General features: G+C 45.2%; 18 protein-coding genes and 1 tRNA gene. 10 read left to right on the top strand and 9 right to left on the bottom strand.

Annotated elements, in window-relative coordinates; genetic code table 11:
* Positions 1–26 precede the first annotated feature (26 nt).
* Positions 27–101: transfer RNA gene (locus tag DTQ70_RS23335), tRNA-Pro, on the top strand.
* 48 nt (positions 102–149) lie between these two features.
* Here the strand turns inward: DTQ70_RS23335 and DTQ70_RS23330 are convergent.
* The 5 genes from DTQ70_RS23330 to DTQ70_RS23310 form a co-directional block, all read right to left on the bottom strand.
* Complete coding sequence (locus DTQ70_RS23330) at positions 150–1,520, bottom strand: methyltransferase RsmF C-terminal domain-like protein (protein WP_122933035.1); 1,371 nt, start codon at positions 1,518–1,520, stop codon at positions 150–152.
* A gap of 1 nt (position 1,521) precedes the next feature.
* Complete coding sequence (locus DTQ70_RS23325) at positions 1,522–1,911, bottom strand: hypothetical protein (protein WP_164490171.1); 390 nt, start codon at positions 1,909–1,911, stop codon at positions 1,522–1,524.
* Between the two features lie 58 nt (positions 1,912–1,969).
* Positions 1,970–3,091: a glycosyltransferase family 1 protein gene (locus DTQ70_RS23320; protein WP_122933033.1), complete on the bottom strand. Its 1,122-nt coding sequence runs from the start codon at positions 3,089–3,091 to the stop codon at positions 1,970–1,972.
* Entirely contained in the window at positions 3,091–3,939 is an 849-nt protein-coding gene (locus tag DTQ70_RS23315; protein ID WP_122933032.1) for an ion transporter, read from the bottom strand. Before DTQ70_RS23315 ends, DTQ70_RS23320 begins: the two co-directional genes overlap by 1 nt.
* A gap of 252 nt (positions 3,940–4,191) precedes the next feature.
* Entirely contained in the window at positions 4,192–4,893 is a 702-nt protein-coding gene (locus tag DTQ70_RS23310; protein ID WP_122933031.1) for a hypothetical protein, read from the bottom strand.
* Positions 4,894–5,111: 218 nt separating this feature from the next.
* On the opposite strand from DTQ70_RS23310, the gene DTQ70_RS23305 reads away from it, so the two are divergent.
* The 3 genes from DTQ70_RS23305 to DTQ70_RS23295 are packed head-to-tail and all read left to right on the top strand — an operon-like array spanning position 5,112 to position 6,663.
* The gene (locus DTQ70_RS23305) at positions 5,112–5,315 is read left to right on the top strand and encodes a helix-turn-helix transcriptional regulator (protein WP_122934530.1); all 204 of its coding nucleotides are present in this window, start codon (positions 5,112–5,114) and stop codon (positions 5,313–5,315) included.
* Positions 5,312–5,653 (top strand): HipA N-terminal domain-containing protein, encoded by a 342-nt coding sequence (locus tag DTQ70_RS23300; protein WP_122933030.1) that lies wholly within the window; start codon positions 5,312–5,314, stop codon positions 5,651–5,653. Before DTQ70_RS23305 ends, DTQ70_RS23300 begins: the two co-directional genes overlap by 4 nt.
* Positions 5,650–6,663 (top strand): HipA domain-containing protein, encoded by a 1,014-nt coding sequence (locus DTQ70_RS23295; RefSeq protein WP_122933029.1) that lies wholly within the window; start codon positions 5,650–5,652, stop codon positions 6,661–6,663. The genes DTQ70_RS23300 and DTQ70_RS23295 overlap by 4 nt, the downstream gene beginning before the upstream one ends.
* A gap of 118 nt (positions 6,664–6,781) precedes the next feature.
* On the opposite strand, the gene DTQ70_RS23290 is transcribed toward DTQ70_RS23295, so the two are convergent.
* From DTQ70_RS23290 to DTQ70_RS23280, 3 genes are all read right to left on the bottom strand, one after another.
* A complete protein-coding gene (locus DTQ70_RS23290; RefSeq protein ID WP_164490170.1) occupies positions 6,782–7,483 on the bottom strand; it encodes a hypothetical protein in 702 nt (233 codons plus the stop codon).
* A 159-nt stretch (positions 7,484–7,642) separates the two neighbouring features.
* Entirely contained in the window at positions 7,643–8,350 is a 708-nt protein-coding gene (locus DTQ70_RS23285; RefSeq protein WP_122933027.1) for a hypothetical protein, read from the bottom strand.
* A 203-nt stretch (positions 8,351–8,553) separates the two neighbouring features.
* The gene (locus DTQ70_RS23280; protein WP_122933026.1) at positions 8,554–10,188 is read right to left on the bottom strand and encodes an amidohydrolase; all 1,635 of its coding nucleotides are present in this window, start codon (positions 10,186–10,188) and stop codon (positions 8,554–8,556) included.
* 164 nt (positions 10,189–10,352) lie between these two features.
* Between DTQ70_RS23280 and DTQ70_RS23275 the strand changes: the two genes are divergently transcribed.
* Complete coding sequence (locus tag DTQ70_RS23275; RefSeq protein WP_122933025.1) at positions 10,353–11,672, top strand: TolC family protein; 1,320 nt, start codon at positions 10,353–10,355, stop codon at positions 11,670–11,672.
* Between the two features lie 209 nt (positions 11,673–11,881).
* On the opposite strand, the gene DTQ70_RS23270 is transcribed toward DTQ70_RS23275, so the two are convergent.
* Positions 11,882–13,027, bottom strand: a complete 1,146-nt coding sequence (locus tag DTQ70_RS23270; protein ID WP_164490169.1) for an acyltransferase — start codon at positions 13,025–13,027, stop codon at positions 11,882–11,884.
* 89 nt (positions 13,028–13,116) lie between these two features.
* On the opposite strand from DTQ70_RS23270, the gene DTQ70_RS23265 reads away from it, so the two are divergent.
* The 5 genes from DTQ70_RS23265 to DTQ70_RS23245 all read left to right on the top strand — a co-directional run bounded on the left by DTQ70_RS23265 (position 13,117) and on the right by DTQ70_RS23245 (position 21,137).
* Positions 13,117–14,817: a hypothetical protein gene (locus DTQ70_RS23265; protein WP_122933023.1), complete on the top strand. Its 1,701-nt coding sequence runs from the start codon at positions 13,117–13,119 to the stop codon at positions 14,815–14,817.
* Positions 14,818–14,882: 65 nt separating this feature from the next.
* The gene (locus DTQ70_RS23260) at positions 14,883–15,281 is read left to right on the top strand and encodes a hypothetical protein (protein WP_164490168.1); all 399 of its coding nucleotides are present in this window, start codon (positions 14,883–14,885) and stop codon (positions 15,279–15,281) included.
* Positions 15,282–15,396: 115 nt separating this feature from the next.
* Entirely contained in the window at positions 15,397–16,521 is a 1,125-nt protein-coding gene (locus DTQ70_RS23255; protein WP_122933021.1) for an efflux RND transporter periplasmic adaptor subunit, read from the top strand.
* Between the two features lie 24 nt (positions 16,522–16,545).
* The gene (locus tag DTQ70_RS23250; protein ID WP_122933020.1) at positions 16,546–19,716 is read left to right on the top strand and encodes an efflux RND transporter permease subunit; all 3,171 of its coding nucleotides are present in this window, start codon (positions 16,546–16,548) and stop codon (positions 19,714–19,716) included.
* Positions 19,707–21,137 carry an efflux transporter outer membrane subunit gene (locus DTQ70_RS23245; protein WP_122933019.1) on the top strand — a complete coding sequence of 477 codons (1,431 nt, stop codon included), beginning with the start codon at positions 19,707–19,709 and terminating at the stop codon, positions 21,135–21,137. The genes DTQ70_RS23250 and DTQ70_RS23245 overlap by 10 nt, the downstream gene beginning before the upstream one ends.
* Positions 21,138–21,174 lie beyond the last annotated feature (37 nt).

Raw genomic sequence — 21,174 nt, 5'->3', positions numbered from 1 at the left:
CCGAGTTACTCGGGGGCAGTCTTTTTCGGGATGTAGCGTAGTCCGGTCATCGCGCCTGGTTTGGGACCAGGAGGTCGCAAGTTCGAATCTTGCCATCCCGACAAAAAGCCTTCCAATACTGGGAGGCTTTTTGCTTTTTAGAATGTTTATCATTCAGGAATCTCCATCCGAATCCGCCAATCTTTGGGTAAGTAATTATTCACCCGATTACCCAATCCCTTCACCCAGCCTAATCCTTGATTTTGATAAGTTACAAGTACCCAACCACGCGGAGCATCCACCGAAAGATTTTCTTTCTTTAGAAACACCAGTGCTTCGTTTTCGGTTAGCTCAAGTCGAGAAATATCTGATGACAGGACTGTACTTAATGCGAGCGCGTGCGACGGAATAAAATCATTCCCCTTAAACTCGCCCATTTCAAGTCCTAGTCCTTTGGCCGAAAGGGTATTGTCCAAAATCCGAATGTCGTTTAATTGGCTGTCCAAAAACGCAATTACTTCTCCGTTGGGCTTTACAAACAAATGAAAATTATCGGGTTGTTCTAGCCATTTACGGGCTTCAGGAAGTTGTTTTGCGGTCAAACGTTTACATGATCGGAAGCCTTCTTCTTTACCTCTTCTGGGCAAAGTATCGTAGCGTTGCGCCGAACGAAAGGCATGAGGCTTTTCAAACACCGAAAAAAAGAAACCTTCGCCCTTGACTCGGTGCGGATAACATTGGTATCCAATGGGTTTTTCAACTACTCCCCAGTCAGTGGGTACGTTAATTTTGATTTCTTCCATACCTTTCTCAAGCAACCATTGACCCGTTCCTTGGTTTTCACTGTCGTTGTAAGTACAGGTACAATACAACAAGATGCCACCAGGAGTAAGCAAAGGCAAGGCAGCGTCCACGATTCGTTTTTGGCGACCTGCACACACTTGTACACTTCCTTCCGACCACTCATTAATGGCCGCAGGGTCTTTGCGAAAAAGACCTTCGCCAGAACAAGGGGCATCTATCAAAATAACGTCAAAAAACGACTCTAATTTCCCTAAATCCTCGGGGTCATGGTTGCTCACGTGAACGTTGGGTGAACCCCATTTTTGCACGTTTTCTTTCAAAATCATTACCCTACTTTTAATCACTTCGTTGGCCAGTACCAAACTATCGGGATGAAGTAAAGATGTCAATAGGGTGGTTTTTCCGCCTGGAGCGGCGCATAAATCAAGCACACGAAGCGGTTTGGCCACGTTAGCCACTTGGGGCAGTGCGTGTCCAATCAACATCGACGAGGCTTCTTGTACGTAATACGCCCCCGCATGAAAAAGTGGGTCGAGTGTAAAAACAGGACGCTGTTCTAAATACCTCCCTTCCAAACACCAAGGAATAGGAGTCGTTTGGGACGCAGGAGCGGTGATTTTTCTAGGATTGTAGCGAATACTGACGGGCGGAAGCGTTTGCAAAGCGGCCTCAAAATCAGCGTAATCGGTTCCAAGTTGTGCCTGCAACAGGCTTATAAAGGGAGCGGGAAGTAACATGCTATCGGGAAATCTCTTTCAGTTTAGTCCAATGGTAGCCCTTGTCTTGTTGGCTTTCATCTTGCCAACCTTTGTAAACGGCAATTCCTTTGGGAGTTTTGAGAAGGTAAAAATAGTCGCCAGCACCTGCCCACCAAGCACCACAGGCGGCAATGGCATTTTTGGGAATCCCCTTTTCGGTAAACTCCTTTTTATCAATCATTTCGGCATTACCCGTAATTTTGGCAATTTGGGTCATTTTGTTGGCAAAGTGTACATACACGATGGCGGCAGGATTCTCATTTTCGTCAGCGTCGGTTTTAAAAAAGATAAACTGAGTGGGAGTTTGGGCAAATCCTCCCATCCTACCAGTGAGCAGTAACAGTGTCCAGACAACAAGTAGCTTTCTCATAAGAGCCTCAATGAGGTTGATGGTTTGACAAAGGTAGAAGTTTTTTAGCGCGTATGGTTTACCGTTTGCCGACCTCTTCGTAAAGGGCTGAAAGCTGGGCAGCGATAGTAGAGGCTGAAAATTGGTGTAAGTGGGCTTGACCGTCGGCTACAAGTTGAGCACGAAGTGGCTCGTCGTTCCAGAGGCGTTGAAGGTGGGTGGCCAGTTCGTTAACGTCATCGGGAGCGGCGTACAAAGCACCTTTGCCGCCCGCTTCTTCCAGACACGAACCCGTAGCTGCCACCACGGGCACACCGCTGTGAAGCGCTTCGACGATGGGAATACCAAAACCTTCAAACACCGAAGGGTAGGCAAACACCCGAGCCAATCGATACAGAACGGGTAAGTCAGCAAACGGCACGTTGTTAAAGATTCGTACGCGGGTCGAGCGTTGGTGCTGCGTTAGGTAGCGTTCGATTTCGGCTTGGTAGGCCGTTTTTCCCCCAACCAAAATCAATTCGGCCCCCTCCAGCGAAGCTTCGGTAAATGCCCTGACCAGCTGACCTTGGTTTTTGCGGGTTTCAATCGTGCCGACGCACAAGACAAAGGGGCGAGTTAGGTTGTATTTCTGTTGAACTTCGTTGTAAGACGAGTTCGAGATGGAGTTGTTAGAGTGAAAAACCTCGTGGCAATCTTGGTAAATGACCCTGATTTTTTCGGGTGAAGTGCCATAAAAATCGACGATGTCGCGTTTGGTTTGTTCACTCACGGCCACGATGCAGTCGGCTTCGGCGCAGGCTTTTTTGAACTTACGTTGGTAAAAAAAACGGTCGATGGCGGGGTATAAATGTGGATAGCGCAAAAAAATCAGGTCGTGAATTGTAACGACCGATTTGATGTTGCCCAATCCCTGAGGAAGCTCATTGCTAAGACCGTGAAAAAGCTGAATCTTATCTCGTTGTACATCAGACGCCACGCCATAACTGCGCCACCAAGCGCCATACAGGGCGTTGGACGACACAGGCGTGCGGGTAAGCGACGCGGGAAATTCGTCGAACAGTCCCGATTTTATTTTGGGCGTGTAGGCCGTGTAAGTGTGCGTAGGGGCAAAAGTGCGCAGTGCATTGAGCACAAAACGGCTGTAATTGCCCAAGCCCGTTCGGTTATTAAACGCCCGTTTGGCATCAAATCCAATCCGCATCAGTGTTTTTTGGGGTCAGGTTTGTGAATATGAGGTACTTCCTGTAAGTCGATAAGCTCGTCGCAGTGGGGGCAGCGGACGTATTTTCGGCCTTTGTCGCGGCGAATTTGCTCCATAAAACCCGAAGCAACAATACCCGTTGGCAGGGCAAAAAGCGCAATACCAAGCATGAGGACAACACCCCCAAATACTTTCCCTGCGGCCGTAACGGGGTACATGTCGCCGTAACCCGTGGTGGTCATCGTAATAACCCCCCACCAAAGGGTGGCAGGAATACTTTTGAAGCGTTCGGGTTGGGCGTTGTGTTCCAAGTAATACATCACACTCGACGAAATGACGAGGGTAAAAACAATGAAAGACAAACAAATCAGCAGTTCTTCTTTGGTTTCGTAGAAAACGTTTCGAATCATTTTGAGGGCGCGAGAATAACGCGATACCCGAAACAGTCGGAAGAGTCGAAAGACGCGTAAAATACGAATGATGCCAAAGTCGGAGGTAAGGAGGGTGAAATAAAAGGGGAAAATCCCTAGAAAATCGACAATGGCCCAAAACGAAAAAATAAACTGCAAACGCCCCCGCCAATCGCTTCGGTACCGAGGGTTTTCGACGCACGACCAAATCCGCAGGAAGTATTCGATGGTGAAAATACCCACGGAAAAAATCTCGAAATACTGAAAAATGTGTTCGTAGAGGCGATTGTGGCGGATTTCGGGGACGGTGTGCAGGACAATGGCGAGGGAATTGAGCACAATGACCGACACCAAACTAATGTTGATGTACAAGTTCAACCCGCGCCGCCCACTGGCCGAAAACTCAAGGGTATTGTAAACTCGTTTGCGGAAAGTCACGGTTAGTGCAGTTTTTCCACAAAAATAACAAGAAGTTGCATCTGGCGTTAGTGCGACGCGAGTTTATGCAAGAAATCGTTCCGAGGTAAAATATAGTGCCTTGATGGTGCGAGGTGGTTATTTAATTTTTGTATGAAACCCTTGATGGCGCGAGGTTTTGCCTCGTGCCGCTTATTCGCAGGCTTCCAGCCAGTTGGGTGAAGATGGCTAGAAGCTTGTGAATGGTAAGCAGGAAGCTCGCGCTATCAAGAATTAAAAGTGAAAACTGAAATTTAGGACAGAAATAGGAGAGATAGCTGTATCCCAATAATTTACAGAGCGCCTCTGCCCTTGGTCAAAAGAAGGCTTTAACCTTTGTGTTGAATTTAAAGCTGATAAAGAAGTTTCTAAAGAAATAGAAAGAAAATCTACAAAATGATATTTTATACCTCCAAACAGAACGCCCCCTATTGACTTGTCAAAACGGTATATGTAGTCTTGATTTGCGTCTAATAAATCATTGGTATATATCACATTCCGAACAGCTCCATAAGGATTTAGAATATAGCTTTTTCCGTAAGAATAATGGAAATCTGCTCCATAATACGCAATAAGCCTATCTTCTATAATGACCTTATTTCGTTCATACCCTATTCGCACCATGTATCTACCTTTATCCCAAAGACGAGGTATAGAACTATTAGCAAAAGAAGTAGATAGTCCAATGCGTGCTCTTAAACCATCTCGTTGAGACAATTTATATCTTCCCAAAAGCGAATAATCGGGCAATGAATTTTTACCGACCAACCAAAGTAAATCAGTTCCAATTTCCCATTTGGGGCTTTCCTGCGCTTTGAGTTCACTCCCAAACCCAAGGAGTAGAAATGAAAGAAAGAAAATAATGTTTTTCAAAAAGCTAGGAGTTGTCACTGCAAACGACTTGCAGTGGCGTGATTTTTTTTGGAGCGTTTTCATGGTTTGAAATGGTAGTTTTTGATAGAAAATAAATGGATTATGCTTGGTTGCGCCTCGTGTCGCTTCTGTAAATATCTTAGTTTATAGTTGAAATTACAATCCTTTGGTAAGTAATAAATTAAGTATGCAACATATTGCCTGTTTTAGTCAAATGTTTGTTATCAAACTTTGTATTTACTATAAATAAGCAGTATATTGCCTATTTTAAAGCAAAAAATATGGACTTGCTTCAACTAGGAGTTGTCATCAAGCAACGGCGGCAACGGCTGCGCATTCGGCAAAATGATTTAGCAGACTTAGCGGGGGTGGGGCTTCGGACTGTCATTGCCATTGAAACAGGTGTTGCCAATCCCTCTTTTGAAACACTGAGCAAAATTGGGGATGTGTTGGGTTTAGAACTTACGTTAACCATCAAATCATGAGAAAAGCTATCGTGTATCTCAATTTGGACGCCGTTGGAACGCTCACAGAAACCTCGCAAGGCTATGTGTTTCAGTATGACGAAAGGTACATTGCCCAGCCCAATGCCCGAGCCTTGAGTTTGACCCTGCCGATTTCGTCGCAAGCATTCAGCTCCACGCATTTATTTCCCTTTTTCTATGGGCTATTGTCGGAAGGATACAACCGAGCCTTGCAATGTCGATTGTTAAAAATTGACGAAAACGACGATTTTGGACTTCTGTTGGCCATCGCGCACACAGATACCATTGGAGCCGTACGGATAGTAGCACAAACGCAAAACCAGGGTGTTGAGGTATGAAAATAAGTGTTTGTCCATCGACTTTGCAATCAGGTTTTGATGCTTATAGCCCCAAAGCCCGAAAATTACTTTTCGATGGGAGGCGAGTGTCGCCTTTCTTGGGATTCAAACATCAGGACATTAGAAGGACTGCCTTTCAGGCTTTTGGGCAAACGTTCAGACAGCTATCGATTTCGGGAGTGCAAGAAAAATATGGGTTGGTACTCGATGGTACTGCATTAAGACTGCCTCAGCCCAACGAACCATCCACCTACATTCTGAAACCCATTCCTCCTGATTTACCCAATGCCCGCGAAATTCCAGCGAATGAGCACTTGACAATGCAAATTGCCCAGCAAGTATATGGTATGTCAACGGCCGCTAATGGATTGATTTTTTTTGAAGACGGAGAGCCTGCATTGCTCATCAAACGCTTTGACTTTCGTCCTGATGGCTCAAAATGGCGGCAAGAAGATTTTGCCTCTTTATCGGGACGAACGAAGCAAAATCGAGGTTCTGACTACAAGTACGAAGGAAGTTACGAAGAAATGGCGCAATTGATTAAAGACTATTTACCCGCTTATCGGATTGAAATAGAGCGTTTTTTTCGATTGATTTTGTTCAATTACCTGTTTTCAAACGGAGATGCCCACCTCAAAAATTTTTCAATTCTTGAAACCCTCGATGGTGATTTTGTTTTAAGCCCAGCTTACGACTTGATTTGTACCCGCTTACATCTCGCCGATTCGGACATGGCCTTGAAAGATGGACTTTTTAAGGATGAATACGAAACCGATAGCTACGAAGCCAATGCTTTTTATGCCTTTGATGATTTCTTGGTTTTTGGCGCCCGCCTTGGAATTATCGAGAAAAGAGTACGTGAACAATTGCGGTTTTTTCAAAAAGACTACGAAAAAGTAAGGGCTTTGACTCAAAACGCTTGGTTAAGTGATGCTGCCAAAGCCACGTACTTAGCATGTTATGCAGACCGATTGAAACGGTTAAATTACATCTTCAAAAAAACTCCTTGAGGCGCGAGGTTTTGCCTCGTGCCGCTTATTCGCAGGCTTCCAGCCAGTTAGGTGAAGATGGCTAGAAGCCTGTAAATGTAAGTACGAGCAGGATGCTCTCGCTATCGGTTATAATAGACTAAAACAAAGCACTTACAGTTACAAAAAGCCCATTTAAGTAGGTTTTGCGGCCTGTTGTTTGGGTGGCAACAGGTTTGAAATAATTGAGAAGTCCGAAGGCGTACTCTACTTCAATAACTGTTTCTAAGTGCTTGGTGAGTTTGGGGCGGTATTGCCCTACGAGTTGCCCACCTAGATTCATTTTCTTGTAGGTTTGGTAGCTTGCAACAGAAATACGTTCGCCGTTTGGATAAATGGTATTGATTCTATCTTTCAGCAATCGCTCGGTCGAAATACCCGCCCCAACAAATAAGGGAAGGCCCAATTTTATCGGACGTAAGTACGTAAATGATGCACCTATAAAATCCAATTGGGCGTATGCTTGATAAACCTGCCCATTAAATAAAGTGGGAGGGTATTTGTCACCAAAAGAACGATAAGTGAGTTTGTACAAAAATTGGTTTCGGGGAGAAAGAGTTTGATTTAATTGAATAGAAGCCGTTGGTCGCAAAAGAGGCGTATAGTTTCCAGCCCGTACATTGGTGTGGCCATATCCTAGCCCCACTCCTATTTTTAAGCGAGCGGAGTGGCCTAAAGGCGCAGCATCCTGAGACTTTGAAGCATCTTGGGCAACTACTACAATTGAGTAAAGCAGGAGTGAGAGACCTAAGAAGAGTATCTTAACGGTATTTCTGGAGGTGTAGTTTGAGAGCATATTCATTGTGGTGCAGTTTTAAAAGTGATAACTAATCATAAACGCTGGTAATGCTTGATGGCGCGAGGTTGTGCCTCGTGCCGCTTATTCACAGGCTTCCAGCCAGTTGTGTGAAGATGGCTAGAAGCCTGTGAATGGTAAGCAGGAGGCTCGCACTATCAAGAATTAAAAGTGAAAGCTGAAATTTAGGACGGAAATAGGGGACATTTGTAAATTCCAAACATTGACATTTCGAGATCTTAAATCCATTGGAGTATATGGCAAAACATATACTTTTGTTTTTTGAAAAGTATGATTAAAGCTTGATTCCATCGACACAGAAAGGTTATTGGTTAAATGATACTTGATTCCTACAAAAGCCACATACCCCATTTCATTAGTAACCAATTTTAAAGGATATGGAAACTGACCTAAAGTATATAAAAGGGAATAATATGGTTTGTATTCTTCAGCAGGATTTAAAACATATTCATGATTGTATTGATATAAAATGTCACCGCCAAAGTAGAGACTCAACTCATCAGAAAGTAGCTTATTACGCTCATATCCTACACGAAACAATAGATTTTGTTTGTCTTGTAAACGAGGAACTGTATTTTTAGCATTGCTTTTTGCAACTCCGACGCGAGCCCTTAGGGCATTTTTATCAGAAAGCTTATATCTTCCTAAAAGCGAATAATCGGGCAAGGAATTTTTACCGACCAACCAAAGTAAATCAGTTCCAATTTCCCATTTGGGGCTTTCCTGCGCATTGAGTTCACTCCCAAACCCAAGGAGTAGAAATGAAAGAAAGAAAATAATGTTTTTCAAAAAGCTAGGAGTTGTCACTGCAAACGACTTGCAGTGGCGTGATTTTTTTTGGAGCGTTTTCATGGTTTGAAATGGTAGTTTTTTGATAAAAAATAAGAGATAGAAAGTCGCGTGGCTGCATAGATAGATGGGGGGTGAGATAACGCTGAAAATAGTACTCCAAATATCTTAGTTTGTAGTTGTAATTGCAATATTTTAACAAAAAATAAAAAAAAAAGGGGTACGAGATTTTACCTCGTACCCCTTTTTTGTAGGCTTCCAGCCTGTTATTTTCGTTCAAAAACCTTTTCGCCCGCTACGTAGGTTTTGTTCACTTTTAGCTCACGGAGTTCGTTGGCGGGGGCGGTCATCAAGTCTTTTTCTAGGATAACAAAATCGGCCGCTTTGCCCAATTCGATGCTACCGAGGCGATTTTCTTCAAAATTACCGTAGGCCGACCAAATCGTCATTCCGCGCAGCGTTTGTTCACGCGTCAGGGCATTTTCTACTTGGTAGCCTCCCGCAGGAAAGCCTTTGGCATCTTGCCGATACACGGCCGAGTGAAAAGTATAAAAAGGCGAGACGGCCTCCACGGGAAAATCGGTGCCCAACGCAATTTTTTGGTTTTGCTCCATCAAGGTTTTGAAAATATACCCATTTTTTTCGCGGTCTTTGCCCAAACGTTGCCCCGCCCAGTACATGTCAGAGGTAGCGTGCGTAGGTTGGGCAGAAGGTAAGATCGAATAATCGCCAAATTTCGTTACATCGGCAGCATCCACAATTTGCGAGTGTTCAATCCGCCAACGGCGATTATTTTTACCTTTCAAATACTTCGCGTAGAGGTTCAACATCAAGCGGTTAGAAGAATCCCCGATGCAGTGCGTATTGGCCTGAAACTCGCTGTTGGCCAATTGAGAAATCCATTTTTCAAGTTCGGCGGGGCTAAAAAGCAGAAAGCCTGTTGTTTCGGGGGCGTCGCTGTAAGGTTTGAGCAAACAAGCCCCGCGCGAACCCAACGCGCCATCGGCATAAATCTTAAACGAACGAACGTTCAATCGGTCAGAGACATAAATGCCCTTTTTGAGCATCTTTTCGATGTTTTCTTGACTCACGCTCACCATCGGATACAACCGAATTTTGAGGGTTCCTGCTTTCTGAAGGCTATCAATGTGGTCGATAACATCAGGCGACAACCCCGCGTCACCGACGTTAGTGAGGCCGTATTGAAAACACATCGCCTGCGCTTTTAGGAGTTTCGACGTAATATCTTCTTTGTTGGGCGTAGGATTGAGGGCGCGAACAAGCTGCTGGGCGCGGTCGATGAGCACACCCGTCGGTTGTCCATTTTTCAGAACCACCAAGCCACCTTCTGCTTTGGTTTCTGCGGTGATTTTTGCCAGTTGTAAAGCTTTGGAATTGACCCAACCCGCGTGCCCGTCGATGCGGGTCAAATAGACTGGGTTGTTGGGGAATGCTTTGTCTAAGATGTCTTTGGTCGGAAACTCTTTTATGGGCCAATCGTTTTGGTCCCAACCACGGCCAATAATCCACACGGCGTCAGGATGTTCGGCTTGGTATTTTTTGAGGCGTTCGATAATTTCTTCGGGCGACTGCGTGCCCACCAAATCGGCTTGGTCGAGCATTTGGCCGAGGCCGTAGAAGTGGGCGTGGGCGTCGTATAGGCCAGGATAAACGGGTTTGCCTTGGGCATCGACAAGGGAGTCGGACTGGAACTGAGAAAAGACGGTGGCCGAATCGCCCACGGCTACAAATTTGCCATCTTTAACGGCAAAAGCGGAGGCTTTGGAAAAGGTCGAATCGACGGTATAGACCGCTGCATTATAAACAATTAGGTCGGCTTTTTTCTGGCCTGAACATGCCGCTAAAAAGGCGGCACAGAGCGCGTAAAAGTAGTTTTTCATCGTGTCAGGGTTAAACTGTGCCTAAAGCTACGCTTTAAAAAGCTATTTTTGAAGCAGTGCGAAAGTTTTATCGCAATCCATTAAACGAACTTTCTGCCATTTCTGTTATCGAAAGAATGGCAGTTTGCCCTACATAAAAGCCCACTAATTTCGTTTTTGCTGGTATGAAATACTTTTTTCTTGCGTTCTCCATCGTTTTTTGTTTATCGCTCAATTCGTTCTCTCAAGAGTTATTGACGCTCGAAAATGCCGTTTCTACCGCCCTCGAAAAAAGCTATTCTATTAAAGTTGTCCAAAGTCGGGAGGCCATTGCACACAATGACAATACCCGAGGAAACGCGGGGATGTTGCCTGTCGTATCGGGAACGGCTCTCCAAAACTTTACGCGTAACAGCATCAACCAGTCGTTTTTTAACAATATTCGTGAGCCGTTGGTGCAGAGCGGAATTGATAACCGCAACAACAACGCGGGGGTAACTATGGTGTGGACGCTCTACGACGGAATGGGGATGTTTGCCGCCGCCGACCGTTTGAAAGAGTTTGAGAAATTGGGTAAAACCAACGTCCAAATAGCGATTCAGAACACCGTTTCGCAAGTGGCCAATGCGTATTACGAAATCATTCGCCAAAAACAACGCCTCAAAGCACTCCAAAATGCGTTGGATATTTCGGCAACGCGCCAAGAACTTGCCAAAGCAAATTATGAAGTAGGAACAACGTCAAAATCGGAATATTTGGCCGCGCAGGTGGATTACAACCAAGACCAAGCGGCGGTGTTGGCGCAGCAGCAGGTGATTCAAAATGCCAATGTAAACCTTAACGCCTTGCTGTTCCGCGATTTTGAAACCAAGTTTGCGGTCATGGATACCATCGTTTTTCGTAATGATTTGTCCTTGGCTGATTTGAAGCAAAAACTGACCGAAAACCCCAATTTGTTGGCGGCAGCTCAAAGCCGTACCTTGGCCAAAATCAACGAAAAAGAAGTCAAATCAACCAAATACCCGCAGGTGGACTTGGTGACGGGTTATACATACACGTCATTCAACAACGAAGTGGGTTTTGGTCCTCAAAAAGGACAGTCACGGGTGTTGAACTACGGATTGCGCCTGAATGTGCCGATTTATGACGGTTATAACCAACGTCGCCGCGAGCAAAACGCCAAAGTCAACACCATCATTACTGAATACCAAGAAGCCGATTTGAAAAACCAGTTGTTGTCGGCCCTTGAGCGTACGTACAACAGCTACCAAAACAGTCTTCAATTGTTTGGTTTTGAGGAGAAAAACCTAAAAATCGCGCGCCAAAACGTGGATTTGGCCTTTGAACGCTACAAATTTGGAAATTCAACGGCCATCGAATTCCGCGAAGCGCAACGCAATGCCGTTGCCACGGAATCACGCTTGATTGAAGCGGCTTTCAACGTCAAACTCGCCGAAATCGAACTCCTCCGCCTCAGTAGCTCTATTGTGACCGAAGTGAAGTAAGATGTACGTCTTCGGTCGGGTTGTGAGCAACCCTCTGCACACTGAAGTTAAAATACTTTCATTTATTTTACCCGCAGAGACCCGCTGACTAATACAAGCGCAGATCTGCACAGAATTATATCGGTCTGCGTCCGTCTGCGACTTTAAATCTGCGTCTATCTGCGGGTAAAATTTTACACAAACCTAGCCAATTGTTGATGAAAAGTACCTTAGTGCTTGCTGAAACGATTCTTAAATGTTAAAAACGGCGTTTCAAAGTAGCGGTAAGACAAGGCCGATACGCCAATGGTGAGCAATGCTGAAAGCGGGTAAAGTAGTAAGTTGAAGGTAAGCGTAGAAAGAGAATCCCCAAACGTCCATTGAATGAGGTGGACACTAGCGACGATAAAAGCCGTTTGGTAAATATAAATCCCGTACGAAATCTTGCCCAAATACGAAATCCAGTTGTATTCTAAGTTGACAATGGAGGCGGGATTACTCGATACGTTGAGGATAAAATAACCAAAAAACAGTCCGTAAAACTCCAAATTAAGGCTGCTCACGTGAACCCCCGTGATGAGGCAAATTGCTAAAACTGCATACACGGCCCACTGCACATCTTTACGGTAAAGTTGTCGTAGTAAGTTTTCTTTCTTATAATACACCAAGGCCGCACACAGTCCGCCCGTCATCAAGGTAATGATTCGAAACTGACTGAAAAAGAAACGTGTAATTTCAGGCACGTTGTTTGCATATTGCGTATGACCAACCCAATGGTAATAAATGTAAAAAACGGCGAAGGTGCCGAAACAAAAGATAAAGACAGTGATGATGAGGCGTTTCCAGCTAAAGTCTTTGACAATCCAAGGCCATAGGTAGTAAAATTGCTCCTCGACGCCAATAGACCAGGTTTGAGCCGCTAAGTAGGGAGCGTTGTAGAGAATAAAACCGATGTTGGGCAAAACGAGCAAGAAAAGCGACAATCGCCGAAAAACGTTTTGCGTCATGAACGAAGCCTCGTTGTTGGGTGGTACAAAAAGGGAAATTTGAGGAAAAACGAAAAACGAAAGCAGCACAATCAGAAAATAGAGTGGCCAAATCCGTAAAATCCGTCTTATATAGAAGTTACGGGTGTTAATAAACCCAAATCGGCCTTTTTCGTGCAGCAACAAATAGGTGATAAGAAAGCCACTAAGTACGAAAAATAAATCGACACCTAATTTCCCCATGCTCTTAATGAGGTGATTGTCGTAAAAATTCGGAACTTTGAAAACCTCTTTCACTTGTTCAATGTGGTGAATCAAAACCGAAAAGGCGGCAATAAAACGAACCCCGTTGAGGTTAGGAAAATAGACTGAAGTGGAAACTTTGCTCAAGAGGATAATCTTTTTTGGTTTTTGAGCGTACCTATACTACGCTCAGAACGGCAAAATTAGCTTAATTTGCCCAAGTGATAACTAACGCTATGCAATTTAGAATTTATACGTTGATTGTTTGTTGGTGTTTTTTCCTGCAAAATGCGGTAGCCCAATCACAATACATCCCGCTCAATGACGATTACTACCATCTGATTGATCGGTACGAAATTCGTCGTGGGCGACTGAACGAAGATTTTCACATTGGGGTAAAACCTTTTCAGCGTTCGGCGGTGATAAGCTTCTTGGACAGCATCAAGGCAGACCGTACGATGCCACTCAACGACATTGATTTCTTTAACTTAGATTATTTGCGCCAAGACAGCTGGGAGTGGTCGGCGGACCAAACACCCATGAGCAAAAAAACGTTGTGGAAGCGTTTTTATCGAAAGCCTTCTGATTTTTACTACGTTCAGAACAAAAACTTCGACCTGCACCTCAGCCCCGTCACGCATTTGATTTTGGGAAGTGAAAACAATTCAAAAGACTATCTATGGCTAACAGCGCGCGGGGTGGAATTGCGGGGAAACATAGGTAAAAAGCTGGGCTTTTATACCTATGTGACTGATACGCAAGCGATGTTTCCGCAGTATGTGCGGAATTTTACACTAAGCGCACGAGAAATTTATCCAAGTTTTCCTGTGTATCTTTTACCTGGCGAGGGTAATGTAAAGAGTTTCAGTACCAAGGGAATGGATTTTATGTCTGCAAGGGGGTATATTACCTTTAACCCAATTAAGCAGATTAATATACAATTTGGGCATGATAGAAACTTTATCGGGAATGGGTATCGTTCGATGATTCTCTCAGATTGGAGCTCACCTTACTTATTTTTGAGAATGACAACTCAGTTGGGGAAATTTCAATACACCAACCTATGGTGCGGTATGCTTTATTATACCGATAACCGAGGAAAAGATGTGCCCATCAATAAAAAATATGCGGCGATTCATCATCTGAGTATTAATCTTGGTCGAAACTTTAACATCGGGATTTTTGAAGCAGAAATGTTTGGACGTGATAACAAAGTTTTTGACCCCCATTATCTGAATCCCATTATTTTTTATCGCTACCTAGAAAACTATCTTGGAAGCGCCGACAACGCCTTATTAGGGCTTGACATAAAATGGAATTTCTTAAAACGTTTCAGTTTTTATAGCCAATTCATGTTGGATGAGTTTAAAACCTCCGATTATTTTGGCAAAAAAGGCTCTATGAATAAAAAATACGCTTTTCAAGCAGGTGTAAAGCACGTTGATTTTCTAGGAATACCCAATTTAGATTTACAAGTTGAACTGAACCTAGCACGCCCTTATACATATTCACATTTTACGGGTTATACCAATTATGTTCACAACGATTTGTCATTAGCACACCCACTGGGGGCAAATTTTTGGGAAGTACTTGGTATTGCTCGTTATCAACCGACTCGCCGACTTACTTTTTACGGAACTTTTTCAAGGTCTAACAAAGGAATAGATATCGATGAACGCAATTGGGGGGGAAATATTTATCGTGATTATTTAAAGGATGCTCCTCGTGAAACAGGTACTTATATAGGCCAAGGCACACCCGTCGATGTTACTTTTTCGGATGTGCGGGCATCGTACATGCTCAAACACAATTTCTTCATTGATGGAAGACTCATGTTTCGTAACCAAGTAAGTCCAGCGGCTTCGATAAACCTCAAAACCAACTTAGCCACTGTCGGTTTTCGCTTAAATTTACCTCATCGTCAGCAGGTGTTTTAGGTTAGAAAACGAACTTTTTTTGTAAAAACACGCTTGACTTAACTGTCTGCTACCAAAAACAACCGATGTCTATTCTCCGTAAACATATTCTTTCTCGAATCGTTTGGGTGTTTATGGCATTGCACATCCTTAACTGTAGCATTGACTCTCCTGACGCTCAACCTGACCACGTTCCCGAAAACCTAAGTTATAACGACATTGAAAGTGTGGCGGAGTTGGTGATTGAACACATTTTGGGGTTTGATAACATCATTCCCGAACAAGACGAACATGATACCGAAGACGGTGGGAGTATCTCTATCGCCAAAATTCTTTTTTACTGTCAGCCCATTAGTGTATTCTCGCTGACCACGACCGAAGATGTGCTACCTTCGGCGGAGCGCCCAATCCATTATCGAGATACCTATGCTTCACAATTTCACCCCGAAATTGTGCCACCTCCACCCAAAAACAGGCTTGGGTAAAGCCCTTTATCAACTAGCTAGTCATTCGACTGAGTTAAGTCATTTTCTTAATTTTTAACAACACAAAAGCATAGCTCCAAAAGCTACGCTCGGTTGTGCTTTTTATCCAACTATTATGAAACCATTCGTAGTGTTGGCGGGTATTTCTACCTGCCTAATAATGCTTTGGTCGTGCACCAAAGAGACAAAAACTGCACAAGCTACCCAAGAAATATTGCCTGTTACCCAGCCTATTATCATTGACACAACTTACACCCAAGAGTACGTAGCCTCCATTGCTTCGCTCCAAAATGTGGAATTGAGAAGCAAAATCGGCGGGTACATCGAAGCGGTATTGGTGGACGAAGGCAAACCTGTACGGGCGGGTCAAACGCTATTTCGACTAGGAAGTCAAGCGTACCGCCAAGAGCTTAACAAAGCACAAGCCATCCTCAGAAGTTCCCAAGCGGAAGCAAAAACATTGGCCCTCGAAATAAAAAACACCCGCCTCCTCGTAGAACAAAACGTGGTCTCGAAATCTGAATTGGACATCGTGGAGTCGAAGCTCGAAACCCTCAAAGCCAAAATCGAAGAAACGGAATCGGATGTGGCCAATGCCCAACTGCAATTGTCGCTTACCGAAATCAAAGCCCCCTTTAGCGGCGTCATTGGGCGTATTCCTAACAAAACGGGGAGTTTGGTGGACGAAGGTACGCTGCTGACTACCCTGTCCAACAACCAAGATGTATTTGCCTATTTCAACGTCACCGAAAAAGAATACTTGGATTTTACGGAGCAAAACGAGGTCGGCCGACGTCGCTCAGTCAAGCTACTGTTGGCCAACGGTCAGCCCTATTCCCAAACGGGCGTCATCGAAACCGTTGATAGCCAGTTTGATAAAAGCACGGGGACGATAGCCTTTCGTGCCAAATTCCCGAACCCTAAACAGGTGCTAAAAAACGGAGCGAGTGGAAAAGTGCAACTCACCAACTCGCTTAAAAATGCGTTGATTATCCCTCAAAAATCAGTGTTTGAGGTGCAAGACCGAAACTGTGTCTATGTGCTTGACGCTGAAAACAAAGTCAGCCAGCGTAATGTACAAATCACCCAGCGGTTGCCGCAACTCTATGTAATAGGGGCGGGATTAACGACAACGGATAAGGTGTTGTACGAAGGCATTCAGCGAGTGACTGATGGCGATTTAGTTTCGCCAAAGTTGATGCCGATGCGTCAGGTAATGGCAGGTATGGGACAGAAATAGCGCACAATTCAAACCAAAAAATTCATGTTTAATCAATTCATACATCGACCCGTACTGTCGGTAGTCATCGCCATGATTATCACACTACTGGGTTTATTGATGCTCACCCGACTGCCCATGACGCAGTTCCCGAGCATTGCCCCGCCCGAAGTAAACGTAACCGTCGAATACACGGGAGCCAACGCTGAAACGGTTACAAAAGCTGCCCTCGTTCCGATTGAACGGGCCATTAATGGCGTACCAGGAATGAAATACATGTCGTCGGACGCAGGAAACGATGGAGTGGGCGTAGTACAAGTCATTTTTGAAGTAGGCACCGATCCCGACGTGGCGGCGGTCAACGTCCAAAACCGCGTAGCTGCCGTGATGGGGGAACTTCCCGCAGAGGTGATTCGGAACGGCGTAAAAATAGCCAAAGAGGAAAATGCCATGTTGATGTACCTCAACATCTATAGCAAGGACAGCACGATGGAAGAAAAATTCCTCTACAATTTTGCGGACATCAATGTATTGGCCGAACTCAAGCGGGTAAAAGGCGTAGGGTACGCCGATATTTTGGGGGCGCGCGAGTACGCCATGCGTATTTGGCTCAAACCCGACAAAATGCTCAATTATGCCATTTCTACGGAAGACGTACTGGAGGCATTGGAAGAACAAAACGTGGAAGCTGCTCCAGGAAAAGTAGGGGAGAGCAACGACAAAACCCCGCAGGCATTGCAGTATGTCATCAAGTACGGCGGCAAGTACAACACGCCCGAAAAGTACGAGAACATTCCTATCAAGTCTAATGCCGATGGGCAGATTTTGCGCATCAAAGACGTCGCCGATGTAGAGTTTGGAACGACGTATTTTGACGTAGAAGCCAAAATCAACGGTCGTCCTACGGCGGCCATCATGCTCAAACAACTCCCAGGCTCGAATGCCAGTGAGGTGATTGCCCAAGTGAAAGAACGAATGGCGACCATCAAAGAACGCGTTTTCTTGAAAGGAATGGACTATGAACTTAGCTACGACGTGTCTCGCTTTTTGGATGCGTCCGTCCACGAAGTGATCAAGACCCTGATTGAAGCCTTTATTTTGGTGGCTTTGGTGGTGTTTTTGTTTTTGCAAGACGTTCGCTCTACGCTCATTCCTACCGTTACGGTGCCTGTGTCGTTGGTAGGGACGTTTTTCTTTATGCAGTTGTTTGGGTTTTCGCTCAACCTCATCACGTTATTTGCGCTGGTATTGGCCATCGGAATTGTGATTGACGACGCCATTGTGGTCGTGGAGGCGGTTCATGCAAAGCTAGAAACGGGAAAATATTCTCCCCGAAAAGCCACCGAAAAAGCTATGAAAGAAATCAGTGGAGCCATTATTGCCATTACGTTGGTCATGTCGGCGGTGTTTGTACCCACTTCGTTTATGACGGGCCCTGTGGGAATTTTCTACAAACAATTTTCTCTAACGATGGCCATCGCGATTGTGCTCTCGGGGGTAAGTGCCTTGACGCTGACGCCTGCGCTTTGTGGCTTGTTTTTGAAAAATACCCACGGCGAACATTCCAATCAAGGATTCTTAGCTCGCTTTTTTGCGGGGTTCAACCGTTGGTACGAAGGGTTGTCGAGTCAATACCAACGCCTACTTTCGGTCATCGTCAACCGCCGAGTGGTTACGTTGGGGATATTGCTGGCGTTTTGCGCTGGGACGGGTATTTTGGGGAAATTAATTCCGTCAGGTTTTATTCCCAACGAAGACCAAGGTACTTTTTACGTGAGTATTACCACGCCGTCGGGTTCCACCCTCGAACGTACCAAAGCCGTGGTCGATGAGGTGCAGCGAGCGTGCCAAAGCCTCGAATCGGTCGAGTCGATTTCTACGTTGGCAGGTACCAATATCCTTTCGGACGGGACAGGAGCTACCTACGGTACGTGCTTAATTAACCTCAAAGACTGGGAAAGTCGCAAAGAAACGGTGGACGAAGTAATTGAACAAGTTACTGAGCGTACCCAACACATCAAAGACGCCCGCCTTGAGTATTTTCCACCGCCTGCCGTGCCTGGTTATGGCAATGCTAGTGGGTTTGAATTACGTTTGTTAGATAAAACGGGGAGTGGCGACTTCAAAGCGATGGAAGCCGTCGTCACGCAGTTTATCAAAGACCTCAAAGCCCGCCCCGAAATCGCATCGGCATTTACCATTTTTGACGCGAGTTTTCCCCAATACCTTTTGCACATTGATGAAGACAAAGCGGCGCAAAAAGAAGTGACCATCAACAAAGCGATGGGCGCACTCCAGACCCTACTGGGAAGTGAATATGCCACCAACTTCATCAAGTACGGCCAAATGTACAAAGTAATGGTACAGGCACTTCCGCAATACCGAGCCAAGCCCGAAGACATCCTCAACCTATACGTGAAGAATAACAAAGGAGAAATGGTGCCTTTGTCGGCCTTTGTGCGTATCGAACGGGTATATGGGGTTGATCAGGTAACCCGTTACAACATGTACCCCTCGGCAGAGCTGAACGGCGAACCCGCAGAAGGCTACAGTAGTGGCAGCGCCATTGAAGCCGTGCAGGCAACGGCACGCGAAAAACTCCCAACGGGTTATGACATTGACTGGGCGGGGATTAGCCGCGACGAAGTGGAAACGGGCAACCAAGCCGTTTATATCTTTGCCATTTGTTTGCTGTTCGTGTATTTGTTGTTATCGGCTCAGTACGAAAGCTTCTTGTTGCCGCTTCCTGTCGTGTTTTCGCTTCCAACTGGGATTTTTGGGACGTTCTTATTTCTCCACTTTTTGGGGTTAGAGAACAACATTTATGCCCAAATCGCGATGGTGATGCTCATTGGGTTGTTGGGAAAAAATGCCATTCTAATTGTAGAATTTGCAACGCTTCGTCACCGCGAAGGTGCGACGGTGGTTGAGGCCGCAATTGAGAGTGCCAAAGTGCGCCTTCGGCCCATTTTGATGACATCCTTTGCGTTTATCGCGGGATTATTACCGCTGATGTTTGCGACGGGTGCGGGAGCTATTGGCAACCGTACCATCGGTACGGCAGCCGCAGGAGGAATGCTGTTTGGGACTGTTTTTGGCGTGATTGTCATTCCTGGACTGTACGTCATTTTTGGAACATTGGCCGAAAAATTGAAAAAAACTACCCAAAAAGAAGAAAAACCACTCACCGAAGAGCGCCTAAAAAAATGGATATAAAACCAAGAAATCTGCTAGTCATCCTGCTGTTGGGAGGAATTATTGCAGGATGTAAAGTGCCTCCTATGGCTACCCAACGCGAATTTGAACCGCTTCCTGCCACATTTGAAAGTAACACAGATACCGCAAACAGCGCCCAGATTCAATGGCGAGACTATTTTCAAGACAGTACGTTGACGGCGCTGATTGAAACAGCGTTGGTCAATAACTTTGATGCTCTAACCGCCATTCAACGGATTGAGATGGCGCGTTCCAACGTGAGAGCAACGGAAGGATTGCTTAGACCAACGGTTTGGGGAGGAGGCTCAACGGCCCTGCGCCGTTTTGGACTATATACAATGGATGGCGCGGGAAACGCCACGACCGACATTGTGGAGGGGAAAGCTGTTCCAACTCACCTTCCTGATTTTTTTGTAGGCTTGACGGCCTCGTGGGAAGTGGATATTTGGAAAAAACTTCGCACGCAACGAGAAGCTGCCTTGGCGCGGTATTTGGCAAGTGTCGAAGCAAAAAATTGGATTACGACCAATTTGGTGGCGGGCGTTGCCAATGCTTATTATGATTTGTTGGCACTTGACAACGAGCGAGAAATTGTTCGGCAAACCATTGGTTTACAGGAAGAAGCCCTTAAAATTGTAAAAGTGCAAAAACAAGCAGGAGTAGCCAACGAACTGGCCGTAGAACAGTTTGAAGCCCAACTTCTGAATAGTCAACACACAGAAGTAGCTATAGTACAGGCAATTACTGAGACCGAAAATGTCATTCATGGACTGTTGGGGCGCTTTCCCCAGCCAATTATTCGGGATAAAACCCAACTATCGCGAGCGGTCGCGACCCAGATTCAAACGGGAATGCCGTCAGAATTACTCAAAAACCGTCCCGACATTCGAGCGGCTGAGTTAGAACTTATGGCAACTAAAGCCGACTTACTAGCAGCGAGGGCAGCCTTCTTTCCATCGCTTAGCTTAACGGGAATGTTGGGGTTACAGGCATTTAATCCGAAATTTTTGGTGACTACGCCTCAGTCGTTGGCTTATTCGGTAGTAGGAAATTTGGCAGGCCCTATTATCAATCGTTCAGCCATTGTCGCGCAGTTCAATGGGGCGCAAGCTGTGCAAATTGAGGCGTTGTATAATTACCAAAAGACAATTTTAGATGGGTATATTGAAGTCAATAACCAATTGGCCAACCTACGCAATTTAGCCCAGATGTTTGACCTTAAAAATCGGGAAGCGATGTTGCTAACTCGCTCAATAGAAACGTCTAGCAAATTGTATCGAACGGGGAGGGCGTCTTATTTAGAAGTGCTTTTTGCCCAACAAAATGCGTTGCAGGCGAAATTGGTGCTTATCAATACCCAAAAACAGCAGCAACAAACAACGGTTAACTTATATCGTGCTTTGGGTGGAGGCTGGAAATAAGTTCGCTTACAAAAAAAGCAAGGCCGCAAGCCTTGCT

The sequence above is a fragment of the Runella sp. SP2 genome, assembly GCF_003711225.1.
Lineage (GTDB): Bacteria > Bacteroidota > Bacteroidia > Cytophagales > Spirosomataceae > Runella.
Note: the sequence above shows the minus strand (reverse complement) of the source record. Positions and strands in the feature narration are given on the sequence as shown.

Coding starts and splice junctions, on each gene's coding strand:
- DTQ70_RS23330 (WP_122933035.1), bottom strand. CDS start 1,520: ATGTTACTTCCCGCTCCCTTTATAAGCCTGTTGCAGGCACAACTTGGA.
- DTQ70_RS23325 (WP_164490171.1), bottom strand. CDS start 1,911: ATGAGAAAGCTACTTGTTGTCTGGACACTGTTACTGCTCACTGGTAGG.
- DTQ70_RS23320 (WP_122933033.1), bottom strand. CDS start 3,091: ATGCGGATTGGATTTGATGCCAAACGGGCGTTTAATAACCGAACGGGC.
- DTQ70_RS23310 (WP_122933031.1), bottom strand. CDS start 4,893: ATGAAAACGCTCCAAAAAAAATCACGCCACTGCAAGTCGTTTGCAGTG.
- DTQ70_RS23305 (WP_122934530.1), top strand. CDS start 5,112: ATGGACTTGCTTCAACTAGGAGTTGTCATCAAGCAACGGCGGCAACGG.
- DTQ70_RS23300 (WP_122933030.1), top strand. CDS start 5,312: ATGAGAAAAGCTATCGTGTATCTCAATTTGGACGCCGTTGGAACGCTC.
- DTQ70_RS23295 (WP_122933029.1), top strand. CDS start 5,650: ATGAAAATAAGTGTTTGTCCATCGACTTTGCAATCAGGTTTTGATGCT.
- DTQ70_RS23290 (WP_164490170.1), bottom strand. CDS start 7,483: ATGAATATGCTCTCAAACTACACCTCCAGAAATACCGTTAAGATACTC.
- DTQ70_RS23285 (WP_122933027.1), bottom strand. CDS start 8,350: ATGAAAACGCTCCAAAAAAAATCACGCCACTGCAAGTCGTTTGCAGTG.
- DTQ70_RS23280 (WP_122933026.1), bottom strand. CDS start 10,188: ATGAAAAACTACTTTTACGCGCTCTGTGCCGCCTTTTTAGCGGCATGT.
- DTQ70_RS23275 (WP_122933025.1), top strand. CDS start 10,353: ATGAAATACTTTTTTCTTGCGTTCTCCATCGTTTTTTGTTTATCGCTC.
- DTQ70_RS23265 (WP_122933023.1), top strand. CDS start 13,117: ATGCAATTTAGAATTTATACGTTGATTGTTTGTTGGTGTTTTTTCCTG.
- DTQ70_RS23260 (WP_164490168.1), top strand. CDS start 14,883: ATGTCTATTCTCCGTAAACATATTCTTTCTCGAATCGTTTGGGTGTTT.
- DTQ70_RS23255 (WP_122933021.1), top strand. CDS start 15,397: ATGAAACCATTCGTAGTGTTGGCGGGTATTTCTACCTGCCTAATAATG.
- DTQ70_RS23250 (WP_122933020.1), top strand. CDS start 16,546: ATGTTTAATCAATTCATACATCGACCCGTACTGTCGGTAGTCATCGCC.
- DTQ70_RS23245 (WP_122933019.1), top strand. CDS start 19,707: ATGGATATAAAACCAAGAAATCTGCTAGTCATCCTGCTGTTGGGAGGA.